Annotated in this window: 14 protein-coding genes; 7 read left to right on the forward strand and 7 right to left on the reverse strand. The window is 61.0% G+C overall.

Annotated features, from left to right (window positions below):
* Nucleotides 1–169 precede the first annotated feature (169 nt).
* The 5 genes from ABV589_RS15065 to ABV589_RS15085 are packed head-to-tail and all read left to right on the forward strand — an operon-like array spanning nucleotide 170 to nucleotide 4,762.
* Entirely contained in the window at nucleotides 170–1,198 is a 1,029-nt protein-coding gene (locus tag ABV589_RS15065; protein ID WP_367082248.1) for a DUF5924 family protein, read from the forward strand.
* A 55-nt stretch (nucleotides 1,199–1,253) separates the two neighbouring features.
* The gene (locus tag ABV589_RS15070) at nucleotides 1,254–2,402 is read left to right on the forward strand and encodes an ABC transporter permease (protein ID WP_367082250.1); all 1,149 of its coding nucleotides are present in this window, start codon (nucleotides 1,254–1,256) and stop codon (nucleotides 2,400–2,402) included.
* Nucleotides 2,399–3,202, forward strand: a complete 804-nt coding sequence (locus tag ABV589_RS15075; RefSeq protein WP_103483976.1) for an ABC transporter ATP-binding protein — start codon at nucleotides 2,399–2,401, stop codon at nucleotides 3,200–3,202. The genes ABV589_RS15070 and ABV589_RS15075 overlap by 4 nt, the downstream gene beginning before the upstream one ends.
* Nucleotide 3,203: 1 nt before the next feature.
* Nucleotides 3,204–4,142, forward strand: coding sequence for an MlaD family protein (locus ABV589_RS15080; RefSeq protein ID WP_367082252.1), 939 nt, complete (start codon nucleotides 3,204–3,206; stop codon nucleotides 4,140–4,142).
* The gene (locus ABV589_RS15085) at nucleotides 4,139–4,762 is read left to right on the forward strand and encodes an ABC-type transport auxiliary lipoprotein family protein (protein ID WP_367082254.1); all 624 of its coding nucleotides are present in this window, start codon (nucleotides 4,139–4,141) and stop codon (nucleotides 4,760–4,762) included. Before ABV589_RS15080 ends, ABV589_RS15085 begins: the two co-directional genes overlap by 4 nt.
* Before the next feature lie 139 nt (nucleotides 4,763–4,901).
* Here ABV589_RS15085 and ABV589_RS15090 read toward each other — a convergent pair whose 3' ends face one another.
* From ABV589_RS15090 to ABV589_RS15110, 5 genes are all read right to left on the reverse strand, one after another.
* Nucleotides 4,902–6,131, reverse strand: coding sequence for a nucleoside recognition domain-containing protein (locus ABV589_RS15090; RefSeq protein ID WP_007962727.1), 1,230 nt, complete (start codon nucleotides 6,129–6,131; stop codon nucleotides 4,902–4,904).
* A gap of 190 nt (nucleotides 6,132–6,321) precedes the next feature.
* Nucleotides 6,322–7,653 carry a glutamate/aspartate:proton symporter GltP gene (gltP, locus tag ABV589_RS15095; RefSeq protein ID WP_367082256.1) on the reverse strand — a complete coding sequence of 444 codons (1,332 nt, stop codon included), beginning with the start codon at nucleotides 7,651–7,653 and terminating at the stop codon, nucleotides 6,322–6,324.
* A 701-nt stretch (nucleotides 7,654–8,354) separates the two neighbouring features.
* Nucleotides 8,355–8,819, reverse strand: a complete 465-nt coding sequence (locus tag ABV589_RS15100) for an inhibitor of vertebrate lysozyme family protein (RefSeq protein ID WP_007962729.1) — start codon at nucleotides 8,817–8,819, stop codon at nucleotides 8,355–8,357.
* Between the two features lie 2 nt (nucleotides 8,820–8,821).
* Nucleotides 8,822–8,986 (reverse strand): DUF1328 domain-containing protein, encoded by a 165-nt coding sequence (locus ABV589_RS15105; RefSeq protein WP_003177151.1) that lies wholly within the window; start codon nucleotides 8,984–8,986, stop codon nucleotides 8,822–8,824.
* 72 nt (nucleotides 8,987–9,058) lie between these two features.
* A complete protein-coding gene (locus ABV589_RS15110) occupies nucleotides 9,059–9,343 on the reverse strand; it encodes a hypothetical protein (protein WP_047297449.1) in 285 nt (94 codons plus the stop codon).
* Between the two features lie 426 nt (nucleotides 9,344–9,769).
* Between ABV589_RS15110 and algB the strand changes: the two genes are divergently transcribed.
* Both algB and ABV589_RS15120 read left to right on the forward strand, forming a co-directional pair.
* Nucleotides 9,770–11,116: a sigma-54-dependent response regulator transcription factor AlgB gene (gene algB, locus ABV589_RS15115; protein ID WP_003220286.1), complete on the forward strand. Its 1,347-nt coding sequence runs from the start codon at nucleotides 9,770–9,772 to the stop codon at nucleotides 11,114–11,116.
* Nucleotides 11,117–11,126: 10 nt separating this feature from the next.
* Complete coding sequence (locus ABV589_RS15120; RefSeq protein ID WP_367082259.1) at nucleotides 11,127–12,917, forward strand: KinB sensor domain-containing domain; 1,791 nt, start codon at nucleotides 11,127–11,129, stop codon at nucleotides 12,915–12,917.
* Here the strand turns inward: ABV589_RS15120 and ABV589_RS15125 are convergent.
* Together ABV589_RS15125 and ABV589_RS15130 are read right to left on the reverse strand one after the other, a co-directional pair.
* Nucleotides 12,914–14,530, reverse strand: coding sequence for an EAL domain-containing protein (locus tag ABV589_RS15125; protein WP_367082261.1), 1,617 nt, complete (start codon nucleotides 14,528–14,530; stop codon nucleotides 12,914–12,916). The genes ABV589_RS15120 and ABV589_RS15125 overlap by 4 nt on opposite strands.
* Nucleotides 14,531–14,603: 73 nt before the next feature.
* The gene (locus ABV589_RS15130) at nucleotides 14,604–15,383 is read right to left on the reverse strand and encodes an N-acetylmuramoyl-L-alanine amidase (RefSeq protein ID WP_367082262.1); all 780 of its coding nucleotides are present in this window, start codon (nucleotides 15,381–15,383) and stop codon (nucleotides 14,604–14,606) included.
* Nucleotides 15,384–15,443: the final 60 nt, after the last annotated feature.

The following is a 15,443-nucleotide window of genomic DNA, read 5'->3' on the forward strand; positions in this document are numbered from 1 at the left end:
TTAATTCAGGAACACCGTGCACCCAGGTTTTGCGACTGCTGCGCAGTCGAGCGGGAGCAAGCTCCCTCGCCACAGAAATAAGAGGCTTTGCTGACCGGGAGCCTCGCCACGTCGCCCGGCGGACGGTACTCTGTCGAGGTTTTTTCCCATTCAGTCGTGAACCGCCCACATGCCGAAAATACCCCAGCTGATCCAGCGCATTCTCGAACTGATGAAGCGCTACCCCGGGGTGATTGCGCTTGGCGGTTTCATCTCCGGGGTCGGCAGTTTCATTCTGGTCGATCGCCAGCAGGGGCTGGCGAGCTGGATCACCGTCATCATGCTGCTGAGCTGGATCTGGCTGATGCTGGAAAACACCCTGACCGGGCTGTTCACGCGCATCTTCAAGCGCGAAATTCCCCAGCCGCTGCTGCGTTACGCGACGCAGATGATCCATCAGGAAAGCCTGTTTTTCGTCCTGCCGTTCTTCTTCATCACCACCACCTGGAACAGCGGCCAGCTGATCTTTACCGGCCTGCTGTGCATCGCCGCACTGATCTCGATTGTCGACCCGCTCTACTACAAATGGCTGGCGCCACGGCGCTGGGCGTTTCTCGCGTTGCACACCCTGACCCTGTTCGCCGCCCTGCTCACCGCGCTGCCGGTGATCATGCACCTGACCACCGCACAGAGTTTCAAATGGGCGCTGGGTACGGCGGTGGTGCTGTCGTTCCCGAGTCTGGCGTCGATCTTCCCGATCCGCACCGTGCGCAACGCGCTGGCCATTCTGTGCATCACCTTCGGCATCGGCGCGGTGGGCTGGACCCTGCGCTCGTGGGTGCCGCCGGCGACGTTGTGGATGACCGATGTGGCGATCAGCACCCAGTTGCAGGATCGCACCCCGGGCGACAGCCTCGAACAGGTCAGCGCCGAACAGATCCGCAACGGTGGCCTCTACGCTTACACCGCGATCAACGCGCCGCGCGGGCTGGATGAGCGGATCTACCATGTGTGGCAGTTCGACGGCAAAGAGGTCGACCGTATCGCCCTCGATATCCATGGCGGGCGCAAGGAAGGTTACCGGGCGTGGACGCACAAGCAGAACTTCCCCGGCAACCCGGCAGGCAAGTGGCAGGTGCGGGTGCTGACTGAAGATGGTCAGGTGATCGGTGTGCTGCGTTTCGAAGTGACGGACAGCACAGCGATCAAAGAAAAGTAATCCGGTTCGTGCTATTACGTATGCCAGCGTCATCAGCCGAACAAGCACGGAGCTTATGATCAGCAGCTCAACGAGCGGTAATGCCCAGCTGGACACCTCGATCAGCCCTGCCCGCTTGCGGGTGTCCGGGGACTGGACGCTTGCCCATTACGCCGACCTCAAGCACCTGACCGAAAAGCTCCACGGCCAGTACGACGCCAATACCGTGGTCGACCTCAACAACCTCGGTGCGCTCGACACCGCTGGCGCTTCCCTGCTGGTGGAGCTGCTCGGTTCCGAGCGCTTGGGCAAATCCGCCGAACACCCCGACTGCACGATTTCCCAGGCTGACCGCGCGCTGTTGCAAACGGTGTATCGCTCGCTGACCGACTTCTGTGTGCCGATCAAGGAGCCGGAAGTCAGTGTCAGCGTGCAACTGCTGACCCGCATCGGGCGCGCCGTGGAAACGGTCTGGCAGGACACCCTGCAAGTGCTGGGTTTCATCGGCCTGATCCTCGAAACCATCGCCCGCAACCTGTTGCGCCCCAAGCGCTGGCGCATCACCCCCGTCGTCGCCCACATCGAACAGACTGGCCTCGACGCCGCGCCGATCGTGGCGCTGCTGACCTTTCTGGTCGGTGCGGTGGTGGCGTTTCTCGGCGCCACGGTGCTGGCCAGTTTTGGTGCAACGATCTTCACCGTCGATCTGGTGGGCTTCTCCTTTCTGCGCGAGTTCGGCGTGTTGCTCACGGCAATCCTGATGGCCGGGCGCACCGCCAGTGCGTTCACCGCGCAGATCGGTTCGATGAAGGCCAACGAGGAGATCGACGCGATCCGCACCCTCGGCCTCGACCCGATGGAACTGCTGGTGGTGCCGCGGGTACTGGCGATGCTGGTGGCGCTGCCGATGCTGACGTTTCTGGCGATGCTCTGCGGGATCATCGGCGGCGGCGTGGTGTGCGCGGTGTCGCTGGGGATTTCGCCGGCGATGTTCCTCTCGCTGCTGCAGAGCGACATCGGCATTCAGCACTTTCTGGTCGGCCTGGTGAAGGCGCCGGTCTTTGCCTTCCTGATCGCCACGATTGGTTGCCTGGAGGGCTTCAAGGTCAGCGGCAGCGCCGAATCGGTCGGTGCGCACACCACCTCTGCCGTGGTGCAGTCGATTTTCGTGGTGATCGTGCTCGATGCGGTGGCTGCGCTGTTCTTCATGGAGATGGGCTGGTGAGTCGTCTACCCCGCGCGCCCTCGGAGGCGGTGATCGAAGTCCGTGGCCTGTGCAATCGCTTTGGCAGCCAGAGCGTGCACGAGAACCTTGATCTGGATTTGTACAAGGGCGAAATCCTCGCCGTGGTCGGCGGTTCCGGCAGCGGTAAATCGGTGCTGCTGCGCAGCATTGTCGGGCTGCGGCGGCCCAGCGAAGGCAACGTGAAGGTGTTCGGGCAGAACCTGCCGAGTCTGTCCGAACATGAGCGTTCGCTGGTCGAGCGACGTTTCGGCGTGTTGTTCCAGAAAGGCGCGTTGTTCTCTTCGCTGACGGTGACCGAAAACGTCGCCCTGCCGCTGATCGAACACGCCGGCCTGAGCCGCAACGACGCCGAGCACCTGGCGGCGGTGAAGCTGGCGCTGGCCGGGCTGCCGCTGTCGGCAGCGGACAAATACCCGGCCTCGCTGTCCGGCGGGATGATCAAGCGCGCGGCGCTGGCCCGGGCGCTGGCGCTGGACCCGGACATCCTGTTTCTTGACGAACCCACCGCCGGCCTCGATCCGATTGGCGCGGCGGCGTTCGATCAACTGATCCTGACCCTGCGCGACGCGCTGGGCCTGAGCGTGTTTCTGGTGACCCACGACCTCGACACGCTCTACACCATCACCGACCGGGTGGCGGTGCTGGCGCAGAAGAAGGTGCTGGTTGCCGGCCCGATCGACGTAGTCTCGGAAACCAACGACGCGTGGATTCACGAATATTTCCACGGCCCGCGTGGCCGCTCGGCGCTGGACGCCGCCAAATTGCTCAACGAGGTCTGACATGGAAACCCGAGCCCATCATGTGTTGATCGGCCTGTTCTCGGTGATAGTGGTGGCAGGCGCCCTGCTCTTCGGCCTGTGGCTGGCCAAGTCCAGCGTCGATTCCGAGTTCAAGGATTACGAAGTAGTGTTCAACGAGGCGGTCAGCGGCCTGTCCAAGGGCAGCCCGGTGCAGTACAGCGGGATCAAGGTCGGCGATGTGGTCAACCTGCGTCTCGACCCGAAAGACCCGCGCCGGGTGCTGGCGCGGATTCGCCTGGGCGGCGATACGCCGGTCAAGGAAGACACCCAGGCCAAATTGGCACTGGCCGGGATCACCGGCACCTCGATCATCCAGCTCAGCGGTGGCACTCCAGAAAGTCCGAAGCTGCGCGGGCATGACGGCGAACTGCCGACCATCGTCGCGGCGCCCTCGCCCATTTCCCGCCTGCTCAACGACAGTAACGACTTGATGACCGGCATCACCGCCCTGCTGAACAACGCCAACCAGATGTTCTCCCCGGAGAACGTCGAGCGCGTCAGCAACACGCTGGCGCATCTGGAGCAGACCACCGGTTCGATCAACGATCAGCGCGGCGACCTGCGTCAGGCCATGCAGCAACTGGCGAGCGTCGGCAAACAGGCCGGCAGCATGCTCGAGCAGACCTCGGCGCTGATGCGCAACGCCAACGGCCTGCTCAACGATCAGGGCAAGCAGGCGCTGGGCAGTGCCGAGCAGGCAATGAAATCGCTGGAACAGAGCAGCGCCACCATCAACGGCCTGCTGAGCAAGAACCAGAACTCCCTCGACAACGGTATGCAGGGCCTAAATGGCCTGGCCCCGGCGATCCGCGAACTGCGCGAAACCCTGACCTCACTGCGCGGCATTTCCCAACGGCTTGAGGCCAACCCCAGCGGCTACCTGCTGGGCAGTGACAAGAACAAGGAGTTCACCCCATGAAGCTGACTCACTTCGCCCTCCTCGCCAGCCTCGCCTTGACCAGTGCCTGCTCGATTCTGCCCAAGGCCGAGCCTTCGGACGTCTATCGCCTGCCCGCCGCACAGGCGCCCGCCTCGTCCAGTTCGGCGGCGACCCAGCACTGGTCGCTGCGCCTGAACAAGTTGCAAGCCAGCGAAGCGCTGAACCGGCCGAACATCGCAGTGATTCCCCAGGGTGATGTGATCAGCAGCTACAAGGCCTCGCGCTGGAGCGATCCGGCGCCGGTGCTGGTGCGTAATCGGCTGCTGGATGGTTTCGCCCGGGATGGTCGGGTGACGCTGCTCAGCACCGATGACAGTAACTTCGCTGCGGATCTGGAACTGGGCGGCAGTTTGCAGGCGTTTCAGACCGAGTATCAGGGCAATCAGGCCAGCGTCGTGGTGCGCGTCGATGCGCTGCTGGTGCGCGGCTATGACCAGAAGATTCTCGCCAGCCGCCGCTTTGAAGAGCGTCAGCCTCTGAATGATGTGCAGGTGCCAGCAGTGGTGGCAGGGTTTGGACAGGCCAGTGATCGGCTGACGGCCAAGGTTGTTGCTTGGGCCGTCGACCAAGGCCAGAAACTCGCCCCTCAGAGACCCTGATCGATCAAAATTGCTTTTGTGGCGAGGGAGCTTGCTCCCGCTGGGCTGCGTAGCAGCCCCCTCTTTCAGGGCCGCTTCGCGCCCCAGCGGGAGCAAGCTCCCTCGCCACAGAGAAAGTGGTTGCCCGAAGCTCTTGTGGTTAACCAAAGAACCAGTAGCACACGCCAATCGCGCCGAGCACGCCGGCCAGTTCTGCCAGCAGCGCACAGCCCACCGCATGCCTTGCCCGCTGAATCCCCACCGCGCCGAAATACACCGCCAGCACATAGAACGTGGTCTCGGTACTGCCCTGAATCGTCGCCGCCACCAGCGCCGGGAAGCTGTCGACGCCGGAAGTCTTCATGGTCTCGATCAGCATCGCTCGTGCGGCGCTGCCGGAAAACGGTTTGACCATCGCCGTCGGCAAGGCATCGACAAAACGCGTATCCCAACCGGCCCACTGCACCAGATGCCGAATGCCATCCAGACCAAAGTCCAGCGCGCCCGAGGCACGCAGCACGCCAATCGCGCAGAGCATCGCCACCAGATACGGCAGCAGGTTCTTGGCGACGTCGAAGCCCTCCTTCGCGCCCTCGACGAACGCTTCGTAGACCTTGACCTTGCGTAACGCGCCGATCAGCAGGAACAGCATGATCAGACCGAACAGCGTCAGGTTGCCAAGGATCGACGACAGCCCGGCCAGCGCCGTGGCCGACATCGTCGCCAGCAGCGCCATGAAGCCGCCGAGGATCAGTGCGCCGGGAATCAGATAGGCCAGCACCACCGGGTCCCAGATGCGCAGGCGCTGCATGAACGCCACCGAAAGGAAGCCGACGATGGTCGAGCAACTGGTTGCCAGCAGGATCGGCAGGAATACCAGGGTCGGGTCCGGCGCGCCTTGCTGGGCGCGGTACATGAAGATCGTCACCGGCAGCAGGGTCAGGGACGAGGCGTTAAGAACCAGGAACAGGATTTGTGCGTTGCTGGCGATGGTCGAGCTGGGGTTGAGTTCCTGCAGCGCTTTCATGGCCTTGAGGCCGATCGGCGTGGCGGCGTTGTCCAGGCCCAGACCGTTGGCGGCGAAGTTCAGGGTGATCAGGCCCAGCGCCGGGTGCCCCGCCGGGACTTCCGGCATCAGCCGCAGGAACAGCGGTCCGAGGACTTTGGCCAGCCATTCGACGATCCCGGCCTTCTCGGCGATGCGCAGAAAGCCCAGCCACAGAGTCAGCGTGCCGAACAGCAGCACCATGACCTCGACCGAGAGTTTGGCCATGGCGAAAATGCTTTCCACCATCGCCGCGAAAATCCCGGCGTTGCCACCGACCAGCCACTGCACCAGCGCAGATATTGCTGCCACGACAAAGAAGCCAAGCCACAGGCCATTAAGCATCAGTCAAATCCCCCGGAAGATGCGGCGAATGATAGCGGGGTCGCCAGAAACGACAAACCCCGGATTGCTCCGGGGTTTGTCTGGCCTCAATCACCTGTAGGAGCTGCCGCAGGCTGCGATCTTTTGATTTTGTTTTAATAGCAAGATCAAAAGATCGCAGCCTGCGGCAGCTCCTACAGAGGTTCAGCTATCAGTTCTTGGAGATTTCACCAGCCGGGAGTTTTTCCTTGCTGCGCCAGTGCGGCAGGGAGTTCCAGTAGCGCTCGCCCTTGGCGTCGTCGTACATGCCTTCCCAACGCGCGATAACCAGAACTGCCAGGGCGTTGCCGATCACATTCAGTGCGGTACGCGCCATGTCCATGATGCGGTCGACACCGGCGATGAATGCCAGGCCTTCCAGCGGGATACCGACGCTGCCCAGGGTCGCCAGCAGCACTACGAAGGACACGCCCGGTACGCCGGCGATGCCTTTGGAGGTGACCATCAGGGTCAGCACCAGCAGCAGTTGCTGGCTGATCGACAGGTCGATGCCGTACAGCTGGGCAATGAAGATCGCGGCGATCGACTGGTACAGGGTCGAACCGTCGAGGTTGAACGAGTAACCGGTCGGTACCACGAAGCTGCAGATGGCTTTCGGTGCGCCGTAGGCTTCCATCTTCTCGATCACCCGTGGCAGCACGGTTTCCGAGGAGGCGGTGGAGTAAGCCAGCACCAGCTCATCCTTGAAGATGCGCATCAGCTTGATCACCGAGAAGCCGAACAGCTTGGCGATCAGGCCCAGCACCACGAAGGCGAAGAAGGCGATGGCGACGTAAACCAGGATCACCAGTTTGGCCAGCGGCAGCAGCGAGGCGAAGCCGAAGTTGGCCACGGTCACCGCGATCAGGGCGAACACACCGATCGGCGCGTAGTTCATGATCATGTGGGTGACTTTGAACATGCTTTCCGAGACGCCCTGGAACATCTTCACCAGCGGCTCGCGCAGGTCCGACTGCAGGCTCGACAGACCGAGGCCGAACAGCACGGAGAAGAAGATGATCGGCAGCATTTCGCCGCGGGCCATGGCCGCGAAGATGTTCGACGGGATCAGGTTGAGGATGGTCTCGATGAACGCGTGTTCATGCTGTACTTCGGCGGCGGTCGCCTGGTACTTGGAGATATCCACCGTGCCCAGGGTGCTCATGTCGATGCCAGCGCCCGGATGGAACAGGTTGGCCAGCAGCAGGCCGACGATGATCGCGATGGTGGTGACGACTTCGAAGTAGATGATGGTCTTCAGGCCGATACGCCCGAGCTTCTTGGCGTCGCCCACGCCGGCAATACCGACGATCAGCGAGGAGATGACGATCGGGATCACGATCATCTTGATCAGACGGATAAAGATATCGCCTGCCGGTTGCAGGACGTTGCTGATCCACCAGGCCTTCTCGGCACTGAAGTGGTTGAGCAACGCGCCAATTGCAATCCCTAAAACCAGACCGATGAGGATCTGCCAGGCGAGGCTGAGTTTTGCCTTCTTCATTATCTTTACCCTTACTTGCGTTTGACTCAGGCACATGCAGCAACTGGAACGCTCTTTAGCGGAAAAGTCTGTGCATCTGCCTCCGTATAAGGTGCCCCGAAGCGCGTGTTTACGGCTCTTCGGCAGGCGAAAAAAGGCGCAACTATTCCGATGCAAGGTTGCGCCGTCTAATGCCGTAAACGCCTACCCTATGCCGAATCGGCATGAGCTTTTTTAATTGAAACTGGCGTCCCAACCGGTTCGATTACGACATTTCAGCCGGCATAAGTGCCGTGAACCGGCCATCACAGCGTAGATGGGTGGTTTTTTTAACGAGAAATTTCGACGGAAATTTTAAGAAAAAGCCTACGTTTGCAGACTAGATGTCCCACTGTTCAAAGGGATTCTTTCTCGATATACGGTCGCCATGAAACACCGCGAAATGTTTTCGCGCGCAGTGTGAGGCATTCAAAGACGAGCAGGACGCTCTGGATCAATGTTTTTGCATTGGATAAAGCTCAGCGCAAGTCCGTCGAGCCACTGAGGGTCGGCGAACCTGCGTCGCAGCTTTTACCCTGACCCGGCCCTCGCGCAGGCACTCCCTGTACCCGTAGGTCACTCCGACCTTGCAACAGTCAGAACGTCCCGGCCCCCTGGTCATGCGCCAGCCTTCCTCGGGTAGGCGCAATAAAGGGCAGCGGGGCGCTGCCCTCATGTTCGAATCAATACCAGTTCGGATCTTTCTTCAGCGTTTCCATCAGCAGATTCTGCATACCCTCATCCGGTTTGCCGAGGAAGCGGTAAGTGGCATGTCGCGTTGGCGACTTGTCGGCCGGCAGTCCTTCGGGCACATCGACGAGCATGGCGTATGCGTCTTTCTTGTCGAAGCTGAAAGCCACGATCAAGCGGTGGTTCAGGCACTTGTCTGCGGATTCGCAGAGCGGGCCGACCAGGTACTTGTCGCCATCTTCAGTCACGGCATTCATCTGCTGGTCTGGCGTGCCGGACAGGTTCATCACCCATTCCGGCAGGCGTTCTTCGTGCTTCACGACGCCTTGCCAGGTTTCCCGGTATTGCGGGTCGGAGCTGAGCAGCTCGTTGACCCGCGCCTGGCCATCATTGGCCGCCATCGCCATGGCACTACCGCCCAGAAGCAGGGCGGCTGCCAGTGTCTTCAAAGCGATCATCGTTAACCTCGGCCGCGACGGCCAAAGAAGAAGGAAGCGATGAACATCACCAGGAACACGACAAAGAGAATCTTGGCGATACCCGTGGCGGTGCCCGCGATACCACCGAAGCCCAGGACGGCGGCGATGATGGCAATGATCAAGAATGTAATTGCCCAGCTCAACATGGTGATTCTCCTTACTTCTCTATTTAGGGATATTGCGTGTTCCGGCGCGATGCGCCTGAATTCTTCGGCTCGTCAGAAAACCCAGCGCTCTTCACGTGGCAGTTGATCCAGCGGCTGTGGCTGATCGACATCCATCATGCGCATCGACGCGCTTTCGGCCTGACTGCTGCTGACGGCACTGAAGTGCGTCTGCGTGCTGTGTTGAATCGAGATCAGTGGCTCAGGCTTCTGGCTGTTTTCCCAGCTCAGGTATTGCTGGCAGGCGATCAGGGTGATCAACAGCGCAAGTACGCCAAACAGGCCTTGCTGGATGTGCAGTGGCGAGATACGCACTTGGGCGGCACGTTGGCGAGTCATCCTGGGTTCCTCACTCTTATTCGGTTGGGGCAGGGGAATCTGCCCGGGCTGAATGAGGTATTGCAGGCTGCATGCCAGTTTTTTATTTGAAAAATATTCAATAAAATCAATGGTTTGAGAGTGAGTGAAATTCAGCGACGGACGCATCCTGCACGATGGGTCATCTATGGTCGTGCGAAATGCATGATTATTTCGTAGGAGATTTCATTCTTATGGAATTGAGAGCACGTCGCGGATGTCAGAAATGTACGCAGGGAACCCACTGCAAATCGGTGATTGTTTAAAAACTCAACAAAATCAACGCATTGGCCGTCAAGGCAGGAGAGAGCTACCCTCCTATGGCTCGCATCGTTCAGAATCAACCATGCAACTTGCCCGATTTTTCCGGGACTAACCGAAGATCAATCACTATGGAGCGTAGGAAAAATGGAATCTGCCACTGAGCATCAAGGCCGCATTCTGCTGGTGGACGACGAGTCCGCCATCCTGCGAACCTTTCGTTACTGCCTCGAGGATGAAGGTTATACGGTGGCCACCGCCAACAGCGCGGCTCAGGCCGAGGCATTGTTGCAACGCCAGGTGTTCGACCTGTGCTTCCTCGATTTACGTCTGGGTGAAGACAACGGTCTCGATGTGCTGGCGCAAATGCGCGTTCAGGCGCCGTGGATGCGGGTGGTGATCGTCACCGCGCATTCGGCTGTCGATACCGCCGTAGACGCGATCCAGGCGGGCGCCGCGGATTATCTGGTCAAACCCTGCAGCCCCGACCAGTTGCGTCTGGCCACCGCCAAGCAGCTGGAGGTGCGCCAACTCTCGGCGCGGCTGGAAGCCCTTGAAGGCGAGATCCGCAAACCCAAGGACGGCCTCGACTCCCACAGCCCGGCAATGAAAGTCGTGCTGGAAACAGCGCGTCAGGTCGCCGGTACCGACGCCAACATCCTTATCCTCGGCGAGTCCGGCACGGGTAAGGGCGAACTGGCCCGAGCCATTCATGGCTGGAGCAAGCGCGAGAAGAAATCCTGCGTGACCATCAACTGCCCGTCATTGACCGCTGAGCTGATGGAAAGCGAGCTGTTCGGTCACAGTCGTGGTGCGTTCACCGGCGCCAGTGAGAGCACCTTGGGCCGAGTCAACCAAGCGGACGGTGGCACGCTGTTTCTCGACGAGATCGGCGATTTTCCATTGACATTGCAACCGAAGTTGCTGCGTTTCATTCAGGACAAGGAATACGAGCGGGTAGGGGATCCAGTGACCCGTCGTGCCGATGTACGGATTCTCGCCGCGACCAACCTTAATCTCGAAGACATGGTGCGCGACGGGCGCTTCCGTGAAGACCTGTTGTATCGCCTGAACGTGATCACTTTGCATCTGCCGCCATTGCGCGAACGTGCCGAGGACATTCTGACCCTGGCCGACCGCTTCCTTGCGCGCTTCGTCAAAGAGTACGCACGTCCGGCGCGGGGCTTCAGTGACGAGGCGCGGGAAGCGCTGCTGGGTTATCGCTGGCCGGGCAACATCCGTGAGCTGCGTAACGTGGTGGAGCGGGCGAGCATTATCTGCCCGCAGGAGCGCGTGGAAATCAGCCACCTCGGCATGGCCGAGCAACCGGCGAACAATGCGCCACGGGTCGGTGCGGCGCTAAGCCTCGATGAACTGGAAAAAGCCCACATCGGCGCGGTGCTGGCGACTGCCGGCACCCTCGACCAAGCGGCCAAGACCCTGGGTATCGACGCTTCGACCCTGTATCGCAAGCGCAAGCAGTACAACCTGTGAGTGTCCGGCGATGAAGCTGGCGATGAAGTTGCGCACGCGCTTGTTTCTGAGCATTTCTGCGCTGATCACGGTCGCCTTGCTCGGGCTGTTGCTCGGGCTGGTCAGCGTGATGCAGATGGCCGGTACTCAGGAAGCGACGATCCGCAGCAACTTCGTGACCCTGGATCTGGGACTCAAATTGCGTCAGACCCTCGGCGACCAACTGGTGCTGATGCTGGCCGAAAAGCCCGATCCCGCCGCGTTCGAAGCGTCAAAGCAGCACTACCTGCAATTGCTCGATGAAGGCATTTCGCAGGAGGCAGACGACGATGGTCACCAGTATGGGTTTACTCAGGCCAAGGCCGACTATCTGAGTTTTCTCCAGGCGTTCGAGCTGTCGCGTAATCCGGGCAATGTGCTCAGCGGCAACAGCGACCTCAGAGAACGCTTCAACATCTTGCGCAACGGTTTGATTGCCGAGCACAAGCATGCGCTGGACAACATCAACGCGGTCCAGCATCACGCCCGGGAGCGAGCGCTGCTGGTCGCCGGCCTGCTGGGACTGGTAGGGCTGGCGGTGTTGATCATCGGCTTTGTCACCGCGCATGCGATTGCCCGGCGTTTCGGCGCGCCGATCGAGGCGCTGGCGCAAGCGGCGGACAACATCGGCCAGGGCAATTTCGAGGTGACGCTGCCGATTTCCTCGGCGATGGAAATGAACCAGTTGACCAAGCGCTTCGGGCTGATGGCCGAGGCGCTGCGCGAGCATCAGGCGACCAACGTCGACGAACTGCTGGCCGGTCAGCAGCGCTTGCAGGCGGTGCTCGACAGCATCGACGATGGCTTGCTGATGATCGACCGCGAAGGGCATCTGGAGCACCTTAATCCTGTGGCCCAGCGTCAGTTGGGCTGGGACAGTGACCGTCTTGGCCAGGGTCTCGGCAGCGCGCTTGAGCGCCCGGAGCTCGACGCACAGCTGCAACTGGTGCTGCGCGGCGGCACCCTTGAGCGCGCTCCGGAAGATTTGAGCATCGAGGTCGATGGCGAATCACGCTTGCTGACCTACAGCCTGACGCCGGTCAGCCACACTCAGGGGCATATTCTTGGTGCGGTGATGGTGCTGCACGACGTCACCGAGCAGCGCGCCTTCGAACGCGTACGCAGCGAGTTCGTGCTGCGTGCCTCCCATGAGCTGCGCACACCGGTCACCGGCATGCACATGGCGTTCGGGCTGTTTCGCGAGCGGGCGAAGTTTCCCCCGGAGTCACGTGAGGCGGACCTGCTCGACACGGTCAATGAAGAAATGCAGCGCCTGATGCAGTTGATCAACGACTTGCTTAACTTCTCGCGCTATCAGAACGGCCTGCAGAAACTCACCCTGGCGCCGTGCTCCATTGAAGATTTGCTGGAACAGGCGCAGTCGCGCTTCGCTGATTCGGCGGCGGCCAAGGGCATTGCCTTGAACGTCGAAGTGCAGGGGCCGTTGCCGCGCCTGCAGGCCGATCAGGCGCAACTCGACCGGGTGCTCGACAACCTGATCGACAATGCCCTGCGCCACACCGCTCGTGACGGGCAGATTCGCCTGCAGGCGCGCCGGCATGGCGAGCGGGTGATCATCAGCGTCGAGGACAACGGCGAAGGCATTGCCTATGGGCAGCAAGGGAGGATTTTCGAACCTTTCGTGCAGGTCGGGCGCAAGAAGGGCGGCGCCGGCCTTGGCTTGGCGCTGTGCAAGGAAATCGTCCAGTTACATGGCGGACGCATGGGCGTCTATTCGCGGCCGGGGCAGGGCACGCAGTTCTACATGGCGCTGGCGGTCTAGGCTTCGTCATCCAGCCGGCGTCCGGCGAGGCGCCGTCCGCGGGTGATCAGTTCGATGAACTGCACCGCACTCAAGGCCTGGGCGAACAGCCAGCCCTGACCGAACTTGACCCCCTCACTGCTCAGAAACACGGCTTGCGCTTCGTGCTCGATGCCTTCGGCAATCACCTTCAGATCCAGTGCCTGCGCCATGTGAATGATGTGCGGAGCAACGCCGCTGCTGGCCGCGTCGTGACCGAGTGCGTCGATGAAGGCCTTGTCGATCTTCAGGCAATCCACCGGCAACGTCTGCAGGTAGGCGAGGCTGCAATAACCGGTGCCGAAATCGTCGATCAACACCTGATGCCCGACATCGCGCAAGGCTTGCAGGTTCTCCCGCGCCACCACCACGTCGATCAGCCCGCGCTCGGTGACTTCGAAGGCAATCTGCCGCGCTGCGACCCGGTGCAGGGTCAACAGCCTGGCCATGACCTGGCCGATGCGCGGCACCATCACGTCGCACGCCGCGAGGTTGACCGAGATGTACAGCTGCGGATTGGCGCGCAGCACCGGCCCCAATTGTTCCAGCAGCCGTTGCAGGACGAAATCGGTCATCTGCCGAATCTGCCCGGTGTTTTCCGCCAACGGAATGAACAGGTCGGGGCTGGTCAGCGTGCCATCCGGGCGGCGCCAGCGCAGCAGGGCTTCGGCGCCCACGCAATTGCGGCTGTCGAGGTCGAAGATTGGTTGATACAGCACTTGCAGCTCGCCACGCCGAATCGCACCCTGCAGCTCGGCGTCCAGTGACTGGCGCTGGCGCACCAGCAGAAACACGAAGAATCCGGCAAACGCCCCCAGCAGCAGGCAGGCTGGCACCATCCACCACCAGACGGTGGGAATGTGCATGCCGCTGCGCGGGGTGATCAGCACCAACTGGTATTCCGGATTGTTGGTCGGCATGCGGTAGATCAGCCGTGACTGGGTGACTTGCAGGGCTTCGCGGCTCTTGGGTGGCCAGGTTTCGCTCGGTGGCCAGGTCTGCGCGGTGCCGAGTACCGGAATCGCTCGCTTGCCGTGATCCAGTACCACCAGCAGGCTGCTGTCCGGTGGCAGGTCGACCATGTCGGTCAAATGTCCGCGGGAGGTTGCGACACGGAAGTTGCCGCGTCCGAGCATCAGCGCCGCGCGGTTTTCATCGGGTTCGGTGGTGGTATTGAGCCAGTAGCTGTAAGTCGGGCCCTTGATGTCCGGCGCGCGGACGACCGACAGCCCTTCCTGCCGGGGGCGGTTGGAGCAGATCCGCGAGCCGTCCATGTAGGCCGCTTCATAGACGAAGCGATAGTTGAAAGTGACCTGTTGCAGGGTGGCGATCATTTCCTCATCGCAACTGCGCAACGGCTGTGCCTGGAGGTCATCGAGACTTTCGCGCAATTGCCCGAACAGTTGCTCGAGGCGGGCCAGAAAACGCTCGCCCTGAGCGTTCATCTCCTGACTCTCGTTCTGTTCGATCTGGCGCATGGCGACGAACATTCCGCCGGCGATCAGCAGGCTTGCACTGAGGACAGCCGCGATCATCGCCAAAAACCACGGGCGATAAAACCAGCTACGCAGCGTCGCTCGGGTAGCAACCATCATGGAATATCCGAAGAATTACCAATGAGTTATAGCTGCTGATTTCGATTTCGCCCTGACCGTCGGGCGGGCGTCATTATTTTGTCTGATTGAGTACCAGCAACAACGCGGCTGTTTGCGCGTCCGGCAAACCGTCGAAACGGGAAGGGCGGAAGTGCATCTGGAACGCTGCGAGCACATGGCGCGTCGCTACATCCAGCTCGCCGGTTTGCGCGGTGTCATAACCGACACGCGCCAGTTGTTCCTGGAACCAGCTAATGCTCGGCAGTTCGGCGTTGAATTGCACTTGTTGCCGGGCTACCGCTTGTTCGTTGGGCCATACGCCGAGACCCTCGGCGGCCAGACGCTTCCATGGGAACAGTGGGCCGGGGTCGAGTTTGCGCAGGGGCGCGATGTCGCTGTGGCCGATGATATGGCGCGGGCTGATGCCCTGACGCTGGCTGATGTCCTTGAGCAGGACGATAAGCGATTGAATTTGCGCTTCGCTGTACGGGTACCAGAGGCGCCCGGTCGGCGTGTCCTTGAAGCCTGGATTGACGATTTCGATGCCGATCGAACTGGAGTTGAGCCAGGTACGGCCCTGCCATTGGCTTTCCCCGGCGTGCCAGGCGCGCTGGTTTTCATCCATCAGTTTGTAGATGGTGGCGCTCTTGTCGTCGCCGATCAGGTAGTGGCTGCTGACTTCGCCGTGGGTCAGCAGTTGCAGCGAACGCGCGAGCGACGCCGAGGTGTAATGCACGATCACGAACTGCACGCGGCTGTCGTGATTGGCCGAAGGATGGCTGGTGTCGTAACGCGGGCCGCTGGCACAACCGGCCAGAACGAGCAGCGACGCGAGAAGGCTAAAAAATTTCATGGCAGGAGACAGTACACGCAAGACAGTAATGCAACAGTGTAACGTACTGCCTCGGATCTC

Origin of the sequence: Pseudomonas sp. HOU2, assembly GCF_040729435.1 — a bacterium.
In the GTDB taxonomy this organism is placed as follows: domain Bacteria; phylum Pseudomonadota; class Gammaproteobacteria; order Pseudomonadales; family Pseudomonadaceae; genus Aquipseudomonas.